Genomic DNA, 24,736 nt, shown 5'->3' with positions numbered 1-24,736 from the left:
CGAATCTTACTTCGCGTAGTCAATTACACGTGATTCACGTATAACATTAACTTTTATCTGGCCAGGATATTCTAATTCTGATTCAATCTGTTTAGAAATATCTCTTGCCATAAGTATCATATCAGCATCTGTTACCTGCTCTGGAATTACCATAATTCGAATCTCTCTTCCGGCCTGAATTGCAAAAGATTTATCAACGCCTTTATATACATTAGCGATGTCTTCAAGTTGTTTCAATCTGTTTGTGTACGTTTCTAGTGTTTCTCTTCTTGCACCCGGTCTAGCGGCAGAAATTGTATCTGCAGCCTGTACAATACATGCAATTAGTGTTTCCGGTTCAACGTCACCATGATGTGATTCTACTGCATTAATAACGGTTGGTGATTCCTTGTATTTTCTACATAAGTCAACACCCAATTGAATATGTGAGCCTTCCATTTCATGATCGACAGCTTTACCAATATCGTGTAGTAAACCTGCTCTTTTCGCCAATCTAATATCAACACCAATTTCAGATGCTAATAAACCTGACAAATGTGCTACTTCGATTGAATGCTTTAATGCATTCTGTCCATAGCTTGTTCTAAACCTCATTTTACCAAGTAATCGGACAAGTTCAGGATGAATTCCATGAACACCGACTTCAAGCGTTGCCGCCTCACCCTCTTCACGCATCATTAATTCCACTTCTTTTTGAGCTTTATCAACCATTTCCTCAATTCTAGCTGGATGAATACGTCCATCAACTATAAGTTTTTCAAGTGCGATTCTCGCAACTTCTCTCCTAATTGGATCAAAGCCTGATAAAATAACTGCTTCAGGAGTATCGTCAATAATCAAATCAACTCCCGTCATAGTCTCTAAAGTTCGGATATTTCTACCTTCTCTACCTATAATTCTTCCCTTCATTTCATCATTTGGAAGTTGAACTACAGATATTGTAGTTTCAGCTACATGATCAGCAGCACATTTCTGAATTGCTGTTACTACATATTCCTTTGCCTTTTTGTTTGCTTCTTCTTTCGCTCTGCTTTCTAATTCTTTAATTAGCTTCGCAGTGTCATGTTTCACTTCATCTTCAACAGTTTTCAAAAGATATTCTTTTGCTTGTTCGGAGGTAAGTCCAGAGATTCTTTCTAGTTCCTGTACCCTTTTTTCATGAAGTTCTTCAACTTCTTGTTTTTGTTTATTTAATAATTCTTCTTTTGCTGCAAATCCAGCTTCTCTCTTTTCTATGGCTTCAGACTTTTTATCCAAAGCTTCTTCCTTTGATAAAACACGTCTCTCATAACGCTGTATTTCAGCTCTTCTTTCTTTCGATTCTCTTTCGAGCTCATTCTTTGTTTTGAGTGACTCTTCTTTGGCCTCAAGTAAAGCTTCACGTTTTTTTGTTTCTGCAGTTTTAATGGCTTCATCTATTATTTCTCTTGCTTTTTCCTCTGCATCTCCCAACTTCTTTTCTACAATCTTTTTGCGATAGGAAATAGCAGCAACACAAGTAATAGGAACAGCTACAACAAGCGTGATAAATGCAACTAATATAATATCAGCTATTGACACAGGAGCACCTCCTTATTTAGTTTTCATTGTACAAAATACAATACTTAAATTTTATACTGTTTTAAACATTATGTCAAGTAGACACTACATTTTTTATCATTTTCATAGCAATCAATTTTGTATAATTATTCACCAAAATCGATTACATTCTCATTTTCTTCTTTCATCTTTTCAATTGCTTTATCGATATCTTCGTACTGAAAGCCTTTCCTACATAAGTACATATAAAGCTTTCTTCTTTGATTATGATCTATCTCATTTATATTACTCACTTTTTTCTTAATCAATTTTATAATTGCATTACTTTCATCAATCTCAATGGAATTATAAATACAATTAATTACTTCTTTTGATATACCTTTTTGTTTTAACTGTGAGGTTATTTCTAGTTTACTTTTGAACTTACTTTTATATTCTATAAAACGTTGTACATAACTTTCATCATTAATATAATTATATCCTTTTACATATTCAATCGCTTTCCCTATAATATCTTCTGTATAAAAACCGTCTTTTAATTTATTCCTTAATTCTTGTTCTGTTCGATCCATCTTTTTTAATAGATATAAGGTTCTCTTCTTGGCGCGCTTTAGTATAATCTCTTCTTTTATTTTTATATAATCTTCTTCTGCTAGCTCTTTTCCTAATTCTATTTTAAAATAATTCAGTTCGCTTTTGTATAATACAAAAGCGAACTGCTCATCCAAGTATATCTTATATCTACCCTTGGTATATTCCTCCAATGCTGTAACTAACATTATTCTTCCTCTTGTTGGACAGCTTGATCTTCTGGTTTGATTCCAGTAATTCCATACTGTTCTCTAACCTTAATTTCAACCTCTTCCATAATCTCTTTATGCTCTTTTAGGAAAATCTTAGCATTCTCTCTTCCTTGCCCTATCTTGTCACCTTCATATGCATACCACGCACCACTCTTACTAATAACACCGATATTAGCAGCCAAATCCAGTATATCTCCTTCTCTGGAAATTCCTTGTCCAAACATAATGTCAAACTCCGCTTCTTTGAAAGGAGGTGCTATCTTATTCTTAACAATCTTAACTCTTGTTCTATTTCCAATTACTTCTCCGCCTTGTTTTAATGTCTCAATTCTTCTTACATCTAAACGAATGGAGGAATAAAACTTCAACGCACGTCCACCTGTTGTAGTCTCTGGACTTCCAAACATTACACCAACTTTTTCTCGTAGCTGATTAATAAAAATTACAATACAATTTGATTTACTGATGACAGCAGTTAACTTTCTAAGCGCCTGAGACATAAGTCTCGCCTGTAAACCAACATGAGAATCACCCATGTCTCCATCTATTTCTGCTTTTGGAACTAATGCTGCTACAGAGTCTACAATAACAATATCAATTGCCCCAGAACGTACCATGGTCTCAGTAATCTCTAACGCCTGTTCTCCATTATCCGGTTGAGATATGTATAAATTATCGATATCTACTCCTATATTCTTGGCATAGGCAGGATCTAATGCATGTTCTGCATCAATAAATCCAGCAATACCACCCCTTTTTTGCATCTCTGCAACCATATGTAAAGCTACTGTAGTCTTACCACTTGATTCTGGTCCATATATTTCAACAATTCTTCCCTTAGGTATACCACCCATTCCAAGTGCAATATCTAAACTTAATGAGCCTGTTGGTACAGTTTCCACATTCATGCCAGTACCCGCATCACCAAGTTTCATAACGGAACCTTTACCAAACTGCTTTTCAATATTTGCTAATGCAGCATCCAATGCTTTTAATTTATCTTCTTTTACCATGACAGTCTCCTTTATGCGAACCTATGTTCGTTTTCTTATTATAATATTATTATACATTCGTCTACTTGTCAATCTTTTTATAATATAAAAATAAAATTTGAAATCACATCACTATTTCTTTTTATTAATTATTTAATCACATGATACATGAAGTGGAAATAAGGAAGAATAAAGATTATTCATTTAATCATTTAAAGACATTCGCGGTTAAGGTTGGATATACTGTCCGAACCATTAACCGCTCATACAGAAATACCAGATAGAAGGATTTATCGACTATAAAGCAAACACCGTAAAATACCTTCTGGTTGCTTTCTTAGACATAGAAAGCAGACTTTTGTTACCTGCTGAAATAAAATTGAAAACTTGAAATATCCACTCTTTTTGAAAAACTCGTTCTTTTAGCTCTCCCCTTGCTGAAAAAATTGAAATATTTTCAATGGATGATTCCATGCACCAATGTTGTGATTTAAACTTCACTCTTGTCCTTATTGACTGTACCGGTATATTGGTGCATCTTTGATAAGTACATGAATCTAACTTGATTCAAAGCATACTTAATCGACTTGACTAACTAAAAACTACTTCTACCGACAACCCCTTTTTTTCTGATATGAACTAAATCTTCTATCATACATAAGTAATCAGGTTATACACGTAAAATATTGGGGATTTATTAAAGATTACCGTATTATACAGCCACTAGGCATCTTGGAACGAAAGTTCCGGACATTTCCACTCATACTCCCCAGCCGAACATGACTGAAAGGCATAAAGACAATTATGTAAAGTCAACATGCTTCTTGAATACCTCTTTCGATATCAATTTCACATTTCTTACATATAATACCATATCATTTTTTAAAAATCAACCCTTTTTTACTTTTTTTTACAAAAAAATTAGTACTAATTATCCATTTTATTAATTCCTTAGTAATAGTCTTTGGTTAGAGATACTAAAGAAAGAAATAACGTTACTTATTAATAGAATATATTTAATTTATCTGAACATATTTTTGTAATTGTGACTTTGCATCCGTAAATGTAATGATTTTTTTATGTTAAATTTGTCTCATTTGACCTTAACCTTGCAAGTAACCTTTTTCCCATTACTGCTCTTTACGCTTATCACACAACTCCCTTTTTTCTTAGCAACTATTTTCCCCTTTTTATTAACCGTTGCTATTTTTTTGTTACTGCTAGTCCACGTAAGCTTATCTGTAGCGCTGATTGGAGTCTGTGTAACAACAAGAGTTGTACTCTTTCCTTTCTTCAAGGTTATATTCTTTTTATTTAATTTGAGTTTACTTGTACTTACTTTACTTTTAACAACCTTTATTTTACAGGTGGCTGTTGCACCACTTTTTGTGACAACCTTTACGGTTACATACTTATTTGATGTTTTTACACCTTTTAAGGTGATTGTATTACCTTTTAAAGAAGCTTTTAATATCTTATTGTTTGAAGAAGTAACACTTACAATGGGATCATCTGAATAGGTGGATGATTTTATTGCTAATGCCTTAGTTGTCTTACCTTTTTGAAGATTGAACTTAGTAGCATTTAACTTTATTATCCCTGGCTTTCTTTCTTCCTCTGGATTTTTTTTATTTCCATTGTCTGTGTCATTATCGTTTTTTCCGCTATCTGTTGTTGTAGAATCATCTGTCACCGTTATTTTGCAATATGCTTTTGTATGCAAACTGTTATCGTTACTATATGCGATTGCTTCTATATAGGTTGAACCTTTACCTACCGCCGTAATCAGTCCATCCGATGTAATCTTAGCAACTTTCTCATTTTGGCTTGACCAGTATGGTTCTTTAGTATTCTCTCCACGGGTTGCTTTAATTACCTTTTTATCTCCCTTTTTTATCGTGATAGCAGAATCACTCAAGGAAATAGTGGGGTTAATCACATTTTCTTGAACTTCAACAATATAATAGGCTTCATACCCATTAATCTCACCGATAATCCATGCTGAACCAGCTCCAACTGCTGTAACTAATCCTGTTTTACTTACAGTTGCTACATTAGGCCTATTAGATCTATATGATAACGTATCCGTGGTATTTGATGGAACAATAGTAGGAATGATTTGAAAGGTCTCTCCATTTTTTAATTCCCCAGTTGTCTGATTGAATTGAATGGATTGAGCTTTTATTTCAGCTGGAGTTGTTGGTTCTTTTACTTCGTTTGGATCTGTTACTGTAATAGTCAAATATTCACTTGTAGCATTGGCTATGATTTCTTCTAAATAAGAACATGACGATGCTTTTACTGTAGCAGTACCCGCTTTGAGGGCAACTATATTTCCACTTTTATCCAAACTAATGATTTCGTTATTTGAAACAGTAGACCACTTAAATATATCTGTAGTGTCTTCTGGAGTTACAGTTGCAAAAAGCTGATAACTGTCTCCTATTTTCAAGTTCAGAGAGTATCCAGTATTGGTTTTTAAAACTTTTTCATTCGTATTAATTGTTACGCTTGTCGCTTTCTTTTCATACGGGATCACTTCAAAGTCATAACTTATACTTTGCCCTTTACACGTTGCTGTAATTGTAGCCGTACCGACACCAGAAGCTTTTAACACTCCACTTGTCTTATCATAAGTAATAACCTCTTCTCCTGCTTTATCTGGATTATTTACTATATTAATTAAAGTATCTTGTGTAAGATTCGATGGTACTACTACAAGTGGCATTTCATATTCTGAATACTGATCAATGCGATTTCCCCTACCACTATTAAAACTCGTATTAAAGTTTACTGAACTTGCTCCACTGTAAGATACATCCACGTTAAAAGAGGCTGTAACTCCGCTTCGACTACCAGTAGCAGTAATCGTTGCAGTTTGTGTACCTTCTACATACCCCTTGTACACGGTTAGGATATATTTTCCATCTCTACTTTCTACCTTTGCCAATCTATCCCTTGTAGATGTGAACGTAATTGGTTCATTTGCATTTACTGGATCAGTTTCCAAAATAATTTCACACTCATTTTCTACGTAAGTGTCGAAGGAAAGTGTAGTATCATTAATAACTTTATTGTTACTATCTTTAATTGTAATATTTTTTGAATCTATTATTGATGGATCAATAATATTCACTTTACACACATTACTATCAATATAATTATCAATGTAATCATAAACTTTGAATTTTGTAATATATAATTCATTTTGGCCCACTTTTGTTCCAGTAATAAACAGTCTACCATTCTCTCCATATTCAAACTGTGCAGCTCCTGGTCCTGTAAATGTACGAGTATCAATTACGTGAAATCCTACATAGGAATCCTCTGGACCATATATTACTGGGATTTCTGTTCTCTCATTTAGATTGATAGAGATTTCATCTGGTAAGGTTATGCTAGTAAGTGGAATCCAATCGTGATATACAAATGGATCATTAAATGCTTTCGCATATGCTTCAGCCGGAGAATCTTTATATCCATATATACGAAATACATTTCTTGTATAACTTGAAAATATTCTATTTGCATCAGTTCCGTATTCTAATTCTGTATCTTTGTAAATAACAATTTTCCTTAAAGAGCTACATGCCTGAAAGGAAGAAGTTCTGATTAACTCAACCGAACTTGGTATCTCTATCTCCAATAGATTTTTACATCCCCAAAATGATAACTTTTCTAACAATTTTAATGTATTTGGTAATTCAACCGTTTCAATTACTAGATTACTTTCAAAAGCGCGAGCACCTATTGTAACAACAGGTCTTTCTTCGATATATTCAGGAATAATCATATGTGAGGAAGCTCCATTATATCCTGTAATTGTTATTTCATCATTCTCATCAATTACATAAGATAGTCCGCTTCCTGTTGTATAAGTAGTTGTATTTTCCTCTGCCTGAACTGGAGTATATGTCCCCATAAGCATTACAATACATAATATGTATGCCATTAACTTCTTTAGTCTTTTCATTATACTTCCCCCAAGTATATTTTTCTATCTTTAATAATTCCCCTTATATTATATGGTAATAAAGAAGCACGGTATATTAACCGTGCTCTTTTATTTTATACTTTTAGAGAAGTTCTGTCAATATTTGCCGTTAGATATTATATTTTATATAAAGAGTATCTTCACCTTTTGCAAGGAATCGATTAAATTCTCTATTTTCAATCTTAATTGCTACATTAATATCTGAATGTGTTTTTACAAATCCTTTGCTAAATACAAATTTAAAATCTTCACTAGAGGCATTCATAATCATAATTTTATTGGTCTTAACCAAATAGAATTCATCTTGTTTCTTCGCCCTAGTTCTTCCAATTAATTTGTATTTCCCATTCTCTCTCATCGTATATATTTTTACATTAGTAAGTATAAAGAATAAGAAAATTAAAAACATTCCTACTCCAGCCGCACCAACGACAACTGCCATCATTGGAAATTGATTTGATTCTTTTGTAACCTGCTCAGCTTCCTGATTAACACTTTCAACGGTCTGTGGCTCTTTCGTAACCTCTTCCTCTAAAGTCTCTTCCACTGTTTCTTCCGTAGTAATTACAGGTGTAGGAGTTGGAGTAATAGGTTTTGTCGGAGTTGGTTTTGGTTTGTTTGGAGTAGGGTTATCTGGTGTAGGTGAATCAGGAACATTAGGCATTGGATCTGGCACATCTGGCCTCGTACTTTGTGTACTTACTTTAATTCCTGTATTAGTCTTCTTAGTAATACCTTTTTCTGTATAAGAAACATTTATCTTTGCTTGATTAACTGCAAGATTTTTACCATCAAGAATTTCATAATTAGTTACTACCTGCTGACTCTTATCTGTATAATATGCAGTAACTACCATACCCTTTTTTTCAAAGTTTTCTTTGGCATAATATGATTTTTTGTCTGGCGGTGTTGTTACCTTAATATAAGATAATGCCTTGTTTTCTGAGATAGTGGTGGTTACCTTATTTCCTGCATAGTCAGAAACTGTTACTTTATATGTTACCTCTGCATTAATACTTGTATCTAGCGTAGTGTTGTGCTTATCCTGAATCTGTATCATAGTCTCATTGATATATGCACTCTTTATTCCAGATAATTCATCACTTAATGTAACTTTAGCATTAGCCTTACCGTTTATCCATTCCCCTAATTCTGAATTAACAAGAGGTATATCTTTATCAATCTTTGTAACATCAACTACTTCAGATACTTCATGTCCAGCTGCATCAATAGCCGCCACGTTAAATGTAGCATTTTTCTCCACATCAAATGTAAAGAAGGAAGCTTTACCTACAGTCTTAAATTTTACCTCTTCTCCATTTAATAACATCTTGGAGATTGCACTTGTATCATCTTTTGCAGTAACCTTTATTGTAACTGTTTGATTGGTCCAATCCGTTGGATTTCCTTCTACCATTAGGCTAGGGGAATCAAAATCCATTGTTGTTACAACTATCGCATTAGAACTTGTTGAATTTTCCACAATATCATCGGTCACTACTCGATAAGTACCATTTTCTCTTGCTCGAAATAATACCTTTACCATTTCATTGTTTCCGCCAACTACTTTGTCATTTACAACATTTGTCGTTTTGCTGAAAAACTGCTTATTTACTGCTAATCTAAGTTTATTAGTAAAGTTTTGGATAAAGCTACCTTCATAAGTATTAAGCTTTTCTTCATCTTTAACATAAGCTTGCTTTTCAAAGTCAATTCCAGTGTCTTTCCATTCGCCGCTTTCTTCTAAGCGTTGAAGCTTAATGGAATTCAATCCACTTTCACTATCCTTTGCATAAGCATAAATTTCATATCCATTTTCTTCTGATGCCCATTGCTCAGTTTCTACATTTACTACTAGTGTTGGATTAACTGGATCGATATTTGGTACTTCTAGCGCTTCTTCATCCTTCATTTCATTATAATTTCCTACACTATCAAGCGCACTCACTTTATAAAATCCGTTAATATGAGTTAAGTAATTTGCAGATAGCAAATCTTTTTCGCCCGAAAAATATTGGATGTATATCTCATTAAAATCATTATTTTCATCCAGCTCCATGACAGAAAGTGACTTTAATCCCGAATCCATATCTTGACCTGCTGCAGTTAGTTCCACTCCTGTAGCTTCATTAACCCATTCCTCTGTATTTGGTGTAATTCCAAGAGAATTTCCATCCGGTGGATTATCATCAATGTTATCTACATAGATCACATCTGTTGAGTACGTGATGTTCTTTACTCTATCATAAACAGCTAAACGATAATAACCATTCTGTTTTACAACCATATTTACCTTTTCTAAAGTGGTTTCACCTAAATATGTGTAGGTGCTTTCGTTTATCCATTCATCTGTTCCATTTTCACTTCTTTCTAATACGAATTGTAAAAGTCCAGATTCTTCATCTTGGCCTTCACATTCAAAGATAACACCAGTTTCAGAATTTACCCAATCGTTCGTTAACTTTGTAAATCTAGCAACAACAGGTTTAATCATATCTACTTTAATATCTGTTGTTCCTACTTCTGAATCATTTCCAGCTACGTCCGTTGCATAATACTCAAATGTATTGATACCAGTCTTAAATGGTCCATATTCTTTAACATATATTTTGGATTTTTCTTCATTTACAGATGTATCGTTATTACAAGTAAGGGTGCCAACTCCACTTGCTTCATCTGTTGCAGTAACCTTTAATCTAACATCATCTTTATACCAACCACCTGATGTATCTGAATATCCTTCTCCGCCTATAATCTCTGCTGATACAATTGGTTTGATTTTATCGATTATATCTATAATAATTATACCTGGGAATGGTTTCTTTGGATCAGTCGGATCCAATGGATTGGTTGGATCAACTACTTCACTTCCACCTTGACTCTTATCAGATGTCATTTCGTAACCTACCATATCTACCGCTTTTACTCGATAGTAGCCATTTTCTTCAATGGGAAAATCGTATGTTTGTCTTGTGTTTTCTCCATTGAAATTTGTTGTGAGATAATCACTCCATGAACCTGATTCGTATTTTTGTACTACGAGTTTTGCTAAGCCAGACATCTTATCAGTTGCCCCTGCGGTTAAAGTAACACTACTATTGGTCCATTTTTGTGTATCCGCACTTGCAGTTACATCAATTGGAGTTGTACTATCAATTTTTATAATACTTTGTCCATCATCAGAATAATTTCCTGCATAATCAAGAGCATTGTAATCTACTGTTGTAACACCCTCATCATCTATTAGTTCTTTATGGATATATTGAAATACCTCTGCTGAATCAAATTCTTTATTTGTTTTTATTCCTCCCATTTTAAGATAAAGATTCTTAAGACCACTTACACCATACTCTTTGACTAAAAGTTTTAGTGTCATTTTATGTTTAAACCAACCATTTGAGGACTTATCACCAATTTCCTCTGGAGTAATAACTGGTTTTTCTTTATCAATTTTATTAATTACAAACTCATTTCCACTAATGGTTTCATAACCTACTCTATCAACTGCTTTGAAACGATAGGTTCCATTTTCTTTAATGGCTGCCTGCTTTGTAACTAAGGTTGTCTCATAGGAAGCACTTACTTGTGTGTAATCTTTCCACTCACCTGTTTCCTCATTCTTTCTTTGAACAATAAACTTACTCATTCCAGATAGTAAGTCTCTTGCAGACATAGTTACTGTAATATCTTTGTTGGTCCATGAATCTTGATTATTAGACCAACTTAAATCAATCGGAGCTGATGCATCTACATAAACCTCTGTATTCCCTGTTGCAGATGAATTTCCAGCATGATCCGTTGCTTTGTATCGATAATTATTTACACCTTCTTTTTGTGTCTGTAATTGGACTATAGAGTTAGTTGTTAAAAGTCCATTATACTCTAGTTCTTTTAAGCCACTCACACCTTCATCTGTTGCTGTAATGGTTATAGTAGCTGAACCTCTATACCATTTATCAACTGGTGGACCTTCATTTCCCTTTACTGTTGCAACAATAGTTGGTGCTTCCTTGTCAATCTTAGTGATATGGATTGTTTGATCGGATGTTTTACTATATCCAACTAAATCCTCTGCTTTAACACGATAGTATCCGTTTTTACTTGCTAATACTGTTTTCGTTTGAGGGCTCGTTACCCCCTCAAAAGTAAATTCTTGATACTTTGTCCATTTTGCATTATCACTTGAATATTCTACTTCCATTCTTTTCAAACCTGAATATTTGTCAGTACCAGTGATTGAAAGAGAAACATCTTTGTTTGTAAAAAAAGATGCTCCACCTGCAATCGAAACCGTAGGACTTGATTTATCTACACTTAGCGAAATAGTTTGTGAATTTGTATTTCCAGCATTATCAGAAGCTTCATATTTGTATGATGTTGTTCCTTCTGGCACACTTACTTTATAGCCATTTGATTTTCCCTCATTATTAACTTTAAAACTTGCAACTCCACTTTCACTATCTGACACATTAAATGTTACCGAAGTATCTCCTTTGTACCATCCATTTGTATCTTTTTGTGAAGGTGTTGCACTTATTGTTGGAGCTGTTCCATCAACATTTACGGTTGCACTTTTATCTCCTGTTGAATTTCCTGCTACATCCTCCGCAGAATATGTAATATTATTAACCCCACTTGCTAATGTAAAAGTATAAGGATTTGATCTTGGAGCTCCATTTACCGTTAACGTCTTAACGTCACTCTCCTTATCCTCTGCCGTTATCGTTACAGTTGTATTTAATGGATACCAGTTATTGGTTGGGTTACCATTTACAGCAAGTGTAACTGTTGGTGGAGTGTTATCTTCCACAATGTCTACCTTGTCATCATAATAGTAGTAATAAGTTACATTTCCCATAACATTTCCAACCGCTGCTGATCCTCCCTCATCACCAACTAGCTGAATTGATTCACAAAGGAAATTAATTGAATTATATTCGTCAATGGAATAGATATACGTGAATTTTCCCGAATCCTGTGACTTAACTTTACCTACCAAGCCGCTAGCCTTTCCTCTAAGATAGAATAAACCATTATCTCCACCTCCATGATTGTAATTATCTACATTATTATAGTTAGTATCCTTTTTAAATTGCCAAATATCTAATTTTTCGGATGCAAAACCAGACGAATGTTCCATTAACCATGAAAGCTTCACCTTCGTTCCCTTTGGTACATAAACCTTTCCATTTATTGTTTTAGCTTTTACTTTTTTACCCTTTTTATCTACGTAGCTAATACTTGGCGAAACTTCCTTATACTTTGCAACATTACAATAGGACGATTTTCTCCAATCTGACACATGCCACCCATAATCAATATTAGTATCGTTATAATTTTTTGCATTTGCTGCATAAACTTGCAATGGTGTAGATACCTGCAAAAATATAGTAAGTATTAGCATCCATGCTAAGCTTTCTTTCAATTTTTGTTGAAAATTAAAAGCAGCTAAGCGATTATATTTTTTCTTTTTCATTCTTTACTCCTTTTTTACCTAACTTTGTGCATTATAAAAGATTAGACGATTCCTCTATTCTAAAAATACACTTTAATTCTTACGTCTTTTTAATTTGGAAGTTGTTACATGAGACTAACAAAGCTTTAGATTTCAGCCTTGTAATTATAGATTGATTTGAAATGCATGCATTGTTAATACATGCAATAATAGACCTAAATATCTAAGAAATAAATATTTACAAAACCTCTTTTAATACTAAAATCATCCCCTATTCATTTATAATATAAAAACTGGATATTTTGGCTGAAACGCCTAAAAAGAAATAAACGAAAAAGTGTAATTGAAATTTAACACTTTTGTATTTTTATGTTATCACATATTCCTTTAAATTGCAAACATATGTTATAATTTTTATATAGAACCTGATTATCTACCACTATTTGCAGTTCATTCCTATTAGAAAAATACACAAACTTTATCTTTAACAATATTATCTTTGAAAGGATACTTAATATGAATCAATTAATATTTTTTCTTATTCTTTACTTTTGTCTTATCAACATCGTTGGACTTTCTTTCATGAGGATTGACAAACAAAAAGCAAGGAGGCATCAGTGGAGAATTTCTGAGAAAACATTCTTTATAATCGCTATTGTTGGTGGAAGTTTAGGTTCCTTGTGTGGAATGTATTTGTTTCGCCACAAAACGAAGCACAAAGCTTTTGTACTCGGCATCCCTTTGATTTTGATTTTACACATAGCAATTCTCTTTTTTATCCTATATAAACAATATATGTAATTCAACAAAGTGCCTGAATTTAGATATATGCTTTTATCATAAAAGAAAATGAAAGACAGTATAAAATCTATCTTTCATTTTCTTTTATAAGTAAGGATAATACACTCTATATTCTTTACATTACTCTTGTTCTTTCTTTTTTAATACAAGTGCTATTTCTAACTCTTCGAGCTGTTTTTCATCTACTACATCTGGAGCTTCGGTCATTAAGCAGGAAGCATCCTTAATCTTTGGAAATGCTATCACGTCTCTGATACTTTCTTCTTTTGCCATAAGCATAATTAGACGGTCTAAACCATATGCCAAACCAGCATGAGGAGGTACTCCGTATTTAAATGCATTTAGCAAGAAACCAAAACGTTCATAGGCTTCTTCTTTTGTAAATCCAAGAAGTTCAAACATTTTTTCCTGCACATCATTCTGATAGATTCTTACACTACCACCACCAATTTCGGTACCATTTAACACGATGTCATATGCCTTTGCACGTGCCTTTTCTGGCGCTGTTTCTAATAATTCCAAGTCTTCTTCCATCGGCATAGTAAACGGATGATGCATGGCTACGAATCGTTTTTGCTCTTCTGACCACTCAAATAGTGGGAATTCAGTTACCCATAGGAAATTATATTTATCTTGATCAATCAATTCTAAATTCTTTGCTATTTCTAATCTTAAATTACCTAAAACGTCATAGACAACTTTATCAACATCTGCGGCGAATAGTAGCAAGTCACCATTTTCCGCACCCATACTAGTAGCTAAATTCTTTAACTCTTCTTCTGTCATGAATTTTGAAAAAGAAGATTTGTAGCTTCCATCTTCGCCAATGCAAAGATATGCAAGTCCTTTTGCCCCAAAATCTTTGGCGAAAGCAACCAAGGCATCAATTTTTTTACGAGGCATAGCACCTTGCCCTTTGACATTAATACCTCTTACAGAACCACCATTTTCCAATGCCCCTGTAAACACACCAAATCCACAGCCCTTTACTACATCAGATACATTCTTTAGTTCCATACCAAAACGAGTATCTGGTTTATCAGAACCATAGCGATCCATTGCCTCTTGCCATGTCATTCTTTGAATTGGAAGGGCTACATCAATACCAATTGTTTCTTTAAAAAGCTTTTGCAATAATTTTTCATTTACATCAATAACATCATCGATATCTACAAAAGATAACTCCATATCGATTTGTGTAAACTCAGGTTGTCTATCTGCTCTTAAATCTTCATCACGAAAACACTTTGCTATTTGAAAATATCGATCATATCCTGAACACATAAGTAACTGCTTAAACAACTGCGGTGACTGTGGTAAAGCGTAGAAATTTCCAGGGTGAACACGGCTTGGTACGAGATAGTCTCTTGCACCTTCTGGTGTACTTTTTTGCAAAATAGGAGTTTCAATTTCTAAAAATCCCTCTTCTGCCAAAAAGGTGCGAACAATTGTAGCCGCTTGACTTCTAAGTATTAGATTTCTTTGGATGTCTGGTCTTCTTAAGTCCAAATATCGATATTTTAATCTAAGTTCTTCTTTTGTTTTAGAGCCTTCTTCAATTGGAAATGGTGGCGTTTGTGCTTCTGATAACACAGTAAGCTTTGTTGCTCTAATTTCGATATCCCCTGTCGCAAGATTTTCATTCACAGCTCCTGTACGTGCTACTACCTTTCCCACTACTGCTATTACGAATTCACTTCTTAGTTTTTCTGCTTTTGCAAATCCCTCTGCTTTTACATCTGCTTCTTCAAATATAATTTGCAAAATACCTGAGCGATCGCGAAGATCAACAAAAATAATACCACCTTTATTTCTACTTTTTTGCACCCAGCCCATAACGGTAACTTCTTCTCCGATATTAGCATTCGTTATCTCTGTACATCTATGGGTTCTGTGTAACCCTTTCATTGACTCTGCCATAATTTCCTCCATCTTTTCCACTGTTATCTTAGATTCACCATTCTAATTTCACGAAATAGTCCTTTTACTAAGCTATTCATTACTTTGGCTTATTATATAGGATGCAATCTGATTTAACGCAAGTTCAGTCTGTTCTCCAGACTCCATATTTTTTACCCTAGCTTGATTTTCTTCTAGCTCTTGGGAACCTATGATAACTGTGTATTTTGCCCCTAACTTATTCGCATATTTCATTTGTGCTTTTACACTACGATCCATATAATCTGTTTCTACAATTATACCACTTCTTCTTACTTCATTCACTAACTGATATGCTTTTGCTTTTGCTTCTTTACCAAGAATACCGACATAGAGCTGAACACTTTTTTTGGGCTCCAGTTCCACTCCTTCTTTTTCTAAAAAGTAAAGGATTCGTTCAATCCCCATTCCAAAACCAACCGATGGAATATCTTGTTTTTCGTCAATCTCGTGAATCAAACCATCATAGCGTCCTCCACCACATAAAGTAAAGCCCTCCAAATTAACGAATTCAAATACTGTCTTTGTATAATAATCAAGTCCACGAACGATTCCAGTATCAATTTCAAAAGGGATATTTAACTCTTTTAATAAATACTGTAGTTCCTCCCAGTGTTTGCTACATTCTTCATCTAAATATTCAATCGTTCTAGGCGCATCTTTTACAATTTCTTTGCAAGTCTCAACCTTACAATCTAGAACACGAAGAGGATTTTTTTGCATTCTTTCTTTACAAGTTGGACATAATTTATCCTCATGCTTTTTTAAGTATAAAAGCAAAGCTTCGTTATATGTTTTTCTACACTCAGAACAACCAATACTATTAATATGAAGCTTAGCATCCTTTAAACCTAATTTATTAATTAAAGTCGTAATCAAAGTAATTAGTTCAACTTCTGCAAGTGGTGACTTAGAACCAACAAATTCAACCCCGAACTGATGGTGTTGTCTTAATCTTCCACTTTGAGGTTTTTCATAGCGAAATGCTGGTGTAATATAGAACAATTTCGTTGGTCCAGGCTCCGCATACATGTTGTTCTCAAGATAGGCACGCATAACAGAAGCGGTTCCTTCTGGCTTTAAGGTAATGCTTCGATCTCCTTTATCAAGAAAAGTATACATCTCTTTTTGTACTACATCTGTTGTCTCTCCCACACCTCTTTGAAATAAAACAGTATGTTCAAACATTGGCGTTATAATTTCACTCATATTATAAGTAACAGCAAGCTCTCTTGCCATTTTCTCAACAACACTTCGTTTGTGCATATTTTCGCCAAACCAATCTTGGACACCTCTTGGGGCCTGTGTAATCATAATAATCTCCTCCATATTATCTATCTTTGTAAAACTTCACTATCCTAAATATCATATAAACTTAAACTATTTTCACTATTTACAACACGCATAAAAGCTAGAAAAACTTCCATATCAAAATTTTTTACTTCTTCAATCATGAGTTCTACAGCTACATCTACATCAAATGCAGAGCGGTATGGCCGATCTGAAATTAGAGCAGCAAATACATCACATACTCTCAAAATTCTTGCACCAATGGGAATATCGGATTCTTTTAAATTATCTGGATACCCAGAACCATCAAAATTCTCATGATGATATAAAACAGCTTTTGATACAAAATCAGAATACCCTTTTTTCTTTAGTATTTCATAACCATATATGGAGTGCATTTGAATGTATTTCATTTCTTCAATGGCTAGCGTATTTTCATCTCTACCATATAGATAGTCTGATAATCTTAGCTTTCCTATATCATGAAGCATACCAGCCTGAGCAAGCTCATAACATATTTCATCTTTTAAATGTAATTCTTTGGCAATGTGATAAGCCAAATTACTCACGCACATACCATGAACAAGATTATAATACATGTCATAATTAATAATCTCTTCCTTTTTAAGTGGTATGGATGCTTTCTTCATTATCTTCTCCTTATCTAAGTCAAAAATTGACAGTAGAGCCATTGGTTCAATACTATCTAAAAGTTAGCAGACAAAAAACTTCTTTTTCTCTCTATCATCTCATCAATTCTATTAATATAATTATCAACATCTTTTACATTCTCAATCCGCTCAATGCGATAACCATCTGGAAATACAATTTTTGTGGAAGCTCCTGCACCCAGAGCAATAATGGTTTGCTTTTCTTCCATAATTAATATATTGTATATTCCTTCTTTGCCTGGTTTTGCATAACCAACATTTTCAAGATTTCCAGCCATATTTTGCTGACGGTACAAATAATAAGGAGTAGCATCAATTTTATTTGCATATTCTCGTGTTAAATCTATAATTTCACTATTATTTGTTATTTCGTATTGTTGATAATTTTCCTTAAACATATTTAGTCTTGCCGCTCTTTTAATTGCAAGGGAGTGTACGGTAATACTATCTGGATTCAATGCAACAATTTCCTCCATGGTATGCCTTACCATTTGTTTATCTTCGCCTGGTAATCCCACAATCAAATCCATATTGATATTATCAAGACCAACTTCTCTTGCCATTTGATAAGCTTCATGAATCTGTGTTACAGTATGTTTTCTTCCAATTAAATCTAATGTCTGTTGATTCATTGTTTGGGGATTAATTGAGATACGGCTAACGTTATTCTCTTTTAAAACTTTAAATTTATCTAGCGTTACACTATCTGGACGTCCCGCTTCGACCGTCAATTCACACAAATGTGAATAATCAAAGGAGGAGGCTAATTTCTTTAATAGGCGATCTAGTTGGTTTGCATTTAAGGTGGTCGGAGTTCCTCCGCCAATGTATATCGTATTTAAGATTTTATTTTGAAATGCTTTGGCCGTAAATTCGATTTCTTTACACAAAGCATCTAAGTATTCATCGACTCTTTTTTCCCACATAACGATTGGATAAGAGGTAAAGGAACAATAAAGGCAAGTCGTAGGACAAAACGGAATCCCGATATAGATACTATATCCTTCTTTATAGTCTATTTTTTCAAGTACCTTTAGTTCTCTTTTTGCAATATCAATACTTAGCTCAATCTTCTCATCAGTGGCAAGATAGGTTTCTTTCATATAGGTTCTTATCTCGTCATTTGAATAGCCTTGTTCCATTAAGGAAACTGGTATTTTCGTTGGTCGAATCCCCGTAAGCGTTCCCCAAGGAAGTACGCGCTTTGTAAATTCACTTAATAAGTTATATAAAAGATGTTTTACTATATTCTTATCCTTTACTCTATCATCTGGTGTTAAATTTGCTTTTCCTTCAACCAGATTACTACTATCCATATGATATATTTTAATTTCAATGCAGTTTTCGATATAAAACACATGAATCACTGCCTCTATCTGTGTTTTTTCATCTAATTTCGAATCTTCGTCAATGCTTTTTGTCTGCACCTCGTCCTTTGGATAAAAAGCCTTTACAAGGGAAAATATATCATATTCAAACTCTCTTTTATTTTGTTGTATCTTTATCATTTATTCTTTTATTTAGCCTATCTAATATATGGGTTAAAATTCCTTTCATGAATGATGCTTGTCTCACCTTCGTGGCCTGGATATACAATTATTTCATCCTCTAGCACCATTAACTTTTCCTTTATACTATGAACTAAAGTAGACATGCTGCCTGTAGGAAAATCTGTTCTACCAACAGATTCTTCAAATAATGTATCTCCACTAAGCATCAATTTTTCTTTTATAAACAAATAACAAACGCCTCCTGCTGTATGGCCAGGCGTATGCAAAACTTTCACCTTCGTATGAAGTAAATCCAATACTTCACCATCTTTTACAAATCGATCTGCTTTTACAATACATGGCTCTCCTCCCATTCCTATGGAAAGATTCAAGGATGGATCTGCAAGAATTTGATTTTCGGCCTCATGTGCAACAATTGGTACTTGATATATGTCACGTAATTCATTTGCAGCCAAAATATGATCAAAATGTCCATGTGTAAGCAATATTGCTTGTAAATTAAGATTTTTTTCATCTATCAATTGCTCTATCATTTTTGCATTATCTGCTGGATCAACTATGATAACTTCACTCGTCTCATCGTTGTAGATCAGATAACAATTGGTTCTTACCATACCAAGCTGGTATTTTTCCACTATAATTGCCATAATCTCCTCCTGTTATCGTTGCTAGTACTGCCTTATCCCGTTGTTCTTTCAATGTCAAGAACCGATTCTACACGACGTAGTTTATCAATGATTCGATTTAATTCATCTCGTCCGTGAATTTCAAAGGCAATGGAAATACTGGCTGTTCCTTGTTTGCTTGTTCGACAGTTCATAGATGTAACATCTGTCTTTGTTTCGGTAAATATCTTCGATATATCCACTAAAATGCCCGTTCTATTATTTGCAAATATCATAATTTCAGCTGTATACATCTCACTGCCCGTCGCATTTTCTGCCTGCTGCCACTCCGCATCAATCAAACGTACTCTTTCTCCATCTGATAAATTAATAATATTGATACAGTCTGTTCTATGAATTGAAACGCCTCTACCTCTGGTTATAAATCCAACAATTTCATCACCTGGTACGGGACTACAGCATTTTGAAAAACGAACTGCAACATCATGGATACCCTTTACAACGATACCCCCCTTTGATTTCACAACTCGAATCTTTTCTTTGCTTTCTGTTACACTATCTAAAACTTCAGAATCTGATATTGCCTTTTTATGCGTTTTATCATACTCTTCAACAAGTTTATTAATGACTTGCCCTTCTTTTAATCCACCGTGGCCAATCGCCGCATTTACAGAATCCCAATCCTTAAAGCCGTACTTTCTCATAATAACTGTCATATATTCAGGCTTTAAAATATCTGATAACGTAATGCTCTTCGTCTTACAATACTGAATGAGCATTTCCTTTCCTTTTACAATATTATCCTCTTTTAACTCGTTCTTAAACCACTGATTGATCTTGCTTTTTGCTTGTGTACTTTTAACAATATTTAACCAATCTCTACTAGGACCTTTTGAATTTTGTGATGTTAAAATTTCGACTCTGTCACCATTTTGAAGAACATAATCAATGGTTACTAATTTTCCATTTACTCTTGCTCCCACCATCTTATTGCCTACCGCACTATGAATGCTGTATGCAAAATCGATTGGAGTAGAGCCGTTTGGTAAATTCTTTACATCTCCTGAAGGAGTAAAGCAATATACATTCTCTGAAAAAATATCAAAATCACTTTTAATCAGACTCATAAACTCTTTGTTGTCAGACATATCCTTTTGCCATTCAAGAATCTGCCTTAACCAGCTAAGTTTAGCCGCCTCTTGCTCTTCTACATGCTTGCCGTCAGATGCTTCTTTATATTTCCAGTGTGCCGCAATACCATATTCCGCTGTTCGATGCATCTCAAAGGTACGAATCTGAATTTCAAAAGGATGACCATTTGGTCCAATTAAAGTAGTATGCAAGGATTGATACATATTAGGCTTTGGCATCGCAATATAATCCTTAAAACGCCCTGGTATCGGTTTGTATAACTCATGAATGATTCCAAGTGCCGCATAGCAATCCTTTACCGTTTCTACAATAATGCGTACTGCAAAAAGATCATATATCTGGTCTATCGTCTTATCTTGATTGACCATTTTTTTATAAATGCTAAAAAAATGCTTAATTCTTCCATCAATCTTTGCTTCTATTCCAGCATTATCGATATGACTTTTAACCTCGTCGACAATATTTTGAACAAATAACTCTCGCTCACTTTTCCTTAAGTTAATTTTCTCAACCAGATCATAGTACACTTGAGGTTCTAAATACTTTAAGGATAGATCATCAAGCTCTGTCTTAATTTTTGAAATACCAAGTCTTTGTGCAATTGGAGCATAAATATCCATGGTTTCTCTAGCAATCTCTATCTGCTTCTCAGGCCTCATGTATTTTAGCGTTCTCATATTATGAAGTCTGTCGGCTAACTTGATAAGAATAACACGTATATCTTTTGCCATTGCCAAAAACATTTTACGAAGATTTTCTGCTTGCACCTCTACCTTATCCATAGAATAAGATAATTGACCTAACTTGGTTACACCATCTACTAACAATGCCACTTCTTCACTGAATTCTTCTATAATTTCGTCTGCGGTCATAACCGTATCTTCCACTACATCATGAAGAAGCCCTGCAACAATCGTTTCTTTATCAAGTTCTAATTCAGCCAGTATAATTGCAACACAAAGAGGGTGAATGATATATGGTTCACCTGATTTTCTAACTTGCCCATCATGAGCAGTTTTGGCAATATTGTATGCTTTCTCAATTAAAGAAATATCTGTTGAAGGATGATATTTTCTGACACTATCAATCAATTCTTTATATAGAACATCAGGACTGGTAAAATCTGCCGGTGCCTTCACATTACTATCATCCACTTTTACTTCCTGCAATTTACTCATTATCTGTTTTCCTTGTTCATTCGACATATATTCACCATCTTAGTCTTTACATTTGATTCTTATTATAATTTTTTTTGTCTTTATGTGCAATAGTAAATTCAAAAAATAGGTAACTATGGAAATTCTTCCGATAATCACCTACTTCTTATTCTTGATATAAACTAATCTAATTCTATGAAACGAGTCTATTTACCTGAATATCGTATTACAGATTCAACATTATATCCTTGTAATTTGTCTCTACCTTTTAAGCCTTCTAACTCCATTAAAAATACTATTTTTACTACTTCTCCACCTAATTCTTCAATTAAAGAAACAATTGCTTCAATGGTTCCGCCTGTTGCCATTAGGTCATCTATAATAATAACCTTTTGACCTGGTTTGATTGAATCTCTATGCATTTCAATTATGGCAGTACCATATTCTAAGTCGTATTCCTTTTCGATTGTTTCGCAAGGAAGTTTTCCTTTTTTTCTAACAGGAATAAATGCTTTTCTTAAATTATACGCAATCGGAACGCCAAATATAAAACCTCTGGATTCTGGTCCAACGATTACATCACAATCTACATCCTTTATTAATTCTTGCATCGAATCAATGGCTAAATGTAAGCCTTCCGCATCCTGTAATACGGACGTAACATCTCGAAAGATAATACCTTCTTCTGGAAAATCAGGTATACTTCTTACGTATTCTTCAATCTTTTTCATCTAACAAATCTCCATTTCTATTTATAATAGAACCTATTCAAAATGTAATCTTTTTGTTCTATTATTATTACAGCTTTATTTTCTATCATTTTTATGAAGTCATAAGACAAAACTGTAACCAATTTAAAACTCATACCGATTCATTATATCATTTTTAATAGTACCATGCAATAAAAAAATGGAGATTACTCTATTAGTCATTGTTATTTTAAAGACTTTGGTTTAACAAGTAGTTTAATTTTATCTTTTCGCTTACTCTTCTTCGGGAATTTCTTCTTCTCCAATATCTTCTTTTGGTTCTTCAAGACCATCTATTACAATCCCATTCTTTTTTGCATAATCCCATAATGCCGCATGAATGGCTTCTTCTGCTAACAAAGAACAATGTACTTTCACTGGTGGAAGGCCGTCCAAAGCCTCCATTACTGCTTTATTGGTTACTAACATAGCTTCTTTAATTGTTTTACCCTTAACCAATTCTGTTGCCATACTACTTGTTGCTACAGCAGCACCACAACCAAATGTCTTAAACTTTACATCTTCAATCACGTCACCCTCTATTTTAAGAAATACACGCATAATATCTCCGCATTTTGCATTTCCTACCGTACCTACTCCACTTGCATCCTCAATCTCACCCATGTTTCTTGGGTTTTTAAAATGGTCCATTACTTTTTCTGTATACATAAAATCGCCTCTTTCTTTTTATAAACTACTTGTTTTGATTTTTTAAAAAATCTTCATATAATGGTGACATATTTCTAAGCCTATTTACTATATCTTTTAGTTGCTTCACTACAAAATCTAACTGCTCTTTGGTTGTAGAATGGCTTAATGTCATTCTTAATGAGCCATGCGCTATTTCGTGTGGAAGACCAATTGCCAGTAATACATGAGATGGATCTAGGGAACCTGAAGTACATGCTGATCCACTTGATGCACAAATACCTTCCATATCAAGTGAAATAAGCAATGACTCTCCTTCTATAAAACGAAAACAAAAGTTAACATTGTTTGGCAATCTCTTGGTCCGATGTCCATTCAATCGTACATAGTCAATATTTTTTTCAATCTGGTCAATTAAATAGTCTCTATTCTCAATTAAATATTTTGTTCTTTCTTCTAACTGTTCGTATGCAATCTTTGCTGCTGCTCCAAGTCCTACAATACCAGGAACATTTTCCGTTCCAGCTCTTCTTTGTCTTTCTTGCGCTCCACCATGAATAAAGGCCTTAAGTTTAATATTCTTTCTTACATATAAAAATCCAACGCCCTTAGGTCCATTTACTTTATGACCACTTGCACTTAGTAGATCAATATTCATTTCATTTACATCGATTGGAACATGACCAAATGCTTGAACTGCATCTGTATGAAATATGACATCATGTCTTTTGGCTATTTCACCAATTTCCTTAATCGGCTGAATGGTCCCAATTTCATTATTCGCAAACATAATCGTAATTAAAATCGTATCTTTACGTATGCTTTTTTCTAATTCATTCAAATCAACTAGTCCATCTTCGTCTACATTTAAATAAGTTATTTCATATCCTTGTTTTTCTAAGTATTCGCACGTATGCAGTACCGCATGATGTTCAATCTTGGAAGTAATAATATGTTTTCCTTTTTCCTTATAAGATTCTGCTATTCCTTTAATTGCCCAATTATCACTTTCTGTTCCGCCATTGGTAAAATAAATTTCTCTATCTAATGCGCCAATTGCACCTGAAACTCTTTCTCTTGCTAGATTAATAGCTTTTTTACTTTCAGAAGCTATGCTATAAACACTGGATGGATTCCCATAATAATCTACAAAATATGGTTGCATCTCTTCAAATACTGCTTTGTCTAACTGCGTTGTAGCTGCATTATCCAAATATATAATTTCATTCATAAATTTACCTCCTAAAATTGAATCACGCTTCTATTTCCTAGTATTTTACTAGGATTAATTATATTTGAATATACCATTTGATTTTCTACTTGTCAACTAGGAAATGGTTAATCTTCATATACATTATACATCAAATCTGATAGATTAAAACTTTTTTTGAAGAACTTTGTAATTTTTTT

16 protein-coding genes are annotated in these 24,736 nt (G+C 33.8%); 1 reads left to right on the top strand and 15 read right to left on the bottom strand.

Annotation, left to right across the window (positions count from 1 at the left end; translation table 11 throughout):
• Positions 1 to 6: 6 nt before the first annotated feature.
• From rny to F7O84_RS02815, 6 genes are all read right to left on the bottom strand, one after another.
• Complete coding sequence (gene rny / locus F7O84_RS02840; RefSeq protein WP_478210075.1) at positions 7 to 1,554, bottom strand: ribonuclease Y; 1,548 nt, start codon at positions 1,552 to 1,554, stop codon at positions 7 to 9.
• A gap of 131 nt (positions 1,555 to 1,685) precedes the next feature.
• Positions 1,686 to 2,318, bottom strand: coding sequence for a regulatory protein RecX (locus tag F7O84_RS02835; protein WP_151141758.1), 633 nt, complete (start codon positions 2,316 to 2,318; stop codon positions 1,686 to 1,688).
• Positions 2,318 to 3,355 carry a recombinase RecA gene (gene recA, locus F7O84_RS02830; protein WP_151141756.1) on the bottom strand — a complete coding sequence of 346 codons (1,038 nt, stop codon included), beginning with the start codon at positions 3,353 to 3,355 and terminating at the stop codon, positions 2,318 to 2,320. The genes F7O84_RS02835 and recA overlap by 1 nt, the downstream gene beginning before the upstream one ends.
• A 276-nt stretch (positions 3,356 to 3,631) precedes the next feature.
• On the bottom strand, positions 3,632 to 3,835 hold the full coding sequence (locus F7O84_RS02825; RefSeq protein ID WP_151141754.1) for a hypothetical protein: 204 nt from the start codon (positions 3,833 to 3,835) through the stop codon (positions 3,632 to 3,634).
• A gap of 592 nt (positions 3,836 to 4,427) precedes the next feature.
• Positions 4,428 to 7,307 carry an Ig-like domain-containing protein gene (locus F7O84_RS02820; RefSeq protein ID WP_151141751.1) on the bottom strand — a complete coding sequence of 960 codons (2,880 nt, stop codon included), beginning with the start codon at positions 7,305 to 7,307 and terminating at the stop codon, positions 4,428 to 4,430.
• Between the two features lie 130 nt (positions 7,308 to 7,437).
• Complete coding sequence (locus F7O84_RS02815; RefSeq protein WP_151141749.1) at positions 7,438 to 12,804, bottom strand: fibronectin type III domain-containing protein; 5,367 nt, start codon at positions 12,802 to 12,804, stop codon at positions 7,438 to 7,440.
• Positions 12,805 to 13,299: 495 nt separating this feature from the next.
• On the opposite strand from F7O84_RS02815, the gene F7O84_RS02810 reads away from it, so the two are divergent.
• Complete coding sequence (locus F7O84_RS02810) at positions 13,300 to 13,584, top strand: DUF1294 domain-containing protein (protein ID WP_151141747.1); 285 nt, start codon at positions 13,300 to 13,302, stop codon at positions 13,582 to 13,584.
• A 120-nt stretch (positions 13,585 to 13,704) separates the two neighbouring features.
• On the opposite strand, the gene aspS is transcribed toward F7O84_RS02810, so the two are convergent.
• The 9 genes from aspS to nifS all read right to left on the bottom strand — a co-directional run bounded on the left by aspS (position 13,705) and on the right by nifS (position 24,557).
• Complete coding sequence (gene aspS / locus F7O84_RS02805) at positions 13,705 to 15,504, bottom strand: aspartate--tRNA ligase (RefSeq protein WP_151141744.1); 1,800 nt, start codon at positions 15,502 to 15,504, stop codon at positions 13,705 to 13,707.
• Between the two features lie 72 nt (positions 15,505 to 15,576).
• Positions 15,577 to 16,836, bottom strand: a complete 1,260-nt coding sequence (hisS, locus tag F7O84_RS02800) for a histidine--tRNA ligase (RefSeq protein ID WP_151141742.1) — start codon at positions 16,834 to 16,836, stop codon at positions 15,577 to 15,579.
• Between the two features lie 44 nt (positions 16,837 to 16,880).
• Complete coding sequence (locus tag F7O84_RS02795; RefSeq protein ID WP_151141739.1) at positions 16,881 to 17,462, bottom strand: HD-GYP domain-containing protein; 582 nt, start codon at positions 17,460 to 17,462, stop codon at positions 16,881 to 16,883.
• A gap of 56 nt (positions 17,463 to 17,518) precedes the next feature.
• Entirely contained in the window at positions 17,519 to 18,991 is a 1,473-nt protein-coding gene (hemZ, locus tag F7O84_RS02790; RefSeq protein ID WP_151141735.1) for a coproporphyrinogen dehydrogenase HemZ, read from the bottom strand.
• Positions 18,992 to 19,008: 17 nt separating this feature from the next.
• Positions 19,009 to 19,641, bottom strand: coding sequence for an MBL fold metallo-hydrolase (locus F7O84_RS02785; RefSeq protein ID WP_151141731.1), 633 nt, complete (start codon positions 19,639 to 19,641; stop codon positions 19,009 to 19,011).
• 32 nt (positions 19,642 to 19,673) lie between these two features.
• Positions 19,674 to 21,950 (bottom strand): RelA/SpoT family protein, encoded by a 2,277-nt coding sequence (locus F7O84_RS02780; protein WP_151141728.1) that lies wholly within the window; start codon positions 21,948 to 21,950, stop codon positions 19,674 to 19,676.
• A 185-nt stretch (positions 21,951 to 22,135) separates the two neighbouring features.
• Positions 22,136 to 22,660, bottom strand: a complete 525-nt coding sequence (locus tag F7O84_RS02775) for an adenine phosphoribosyltransferase (RefSeq protein ID WP_151141726.1) — start codon at positions 22,658 to 22,660, stop codon at positions 22,136 to 22,138.
• A 252-nt stretch (positions 22,661 to 22,912) separates the two neighbouring features.
• Complete coding sequence (nifU, locus tag F7O84_RS02770; protein WP_151141723.1) at positions 22,913 to 23,347, bottom strand: Fe-S cluster assembly scaffold protein NifU; 435 nt, start codon at positions 23,345 to 23,347, stop codon at positions 22,913 to 22,915.
• Positions 23,348 to 23,372: 25 nt separating this feature from the next.
• The gene (nifS, locus tag F7O84_RS02765; protein WP_151141720.1) at positions 23,373 to 24,557 is read right to left on the bottom strand and encodes a cysteine desulfurase NifS; all 1,185 of its coding nucleotides are present in this window, start codon (positions 24,555 to 24,557) and stop codon (positions 23,373 to 23,375) included.
• Positions 24,558 to 24,736: the final 179 nt, after the last annotated feature.

Origin of the sequence: Candidatus Galacturonatibacter soehngenii, assembly GCF_008830185.1 — a bacterium.
Lineage (GTDB): Bacteria > Bacillota > Clostridia > Lachnospirales > Lachnospiraceae > Lachnotalea > Lachnotalea soehngenii.
This window is presented reverse-complemented; position numbering and strand designations above follow the sequence as displayed.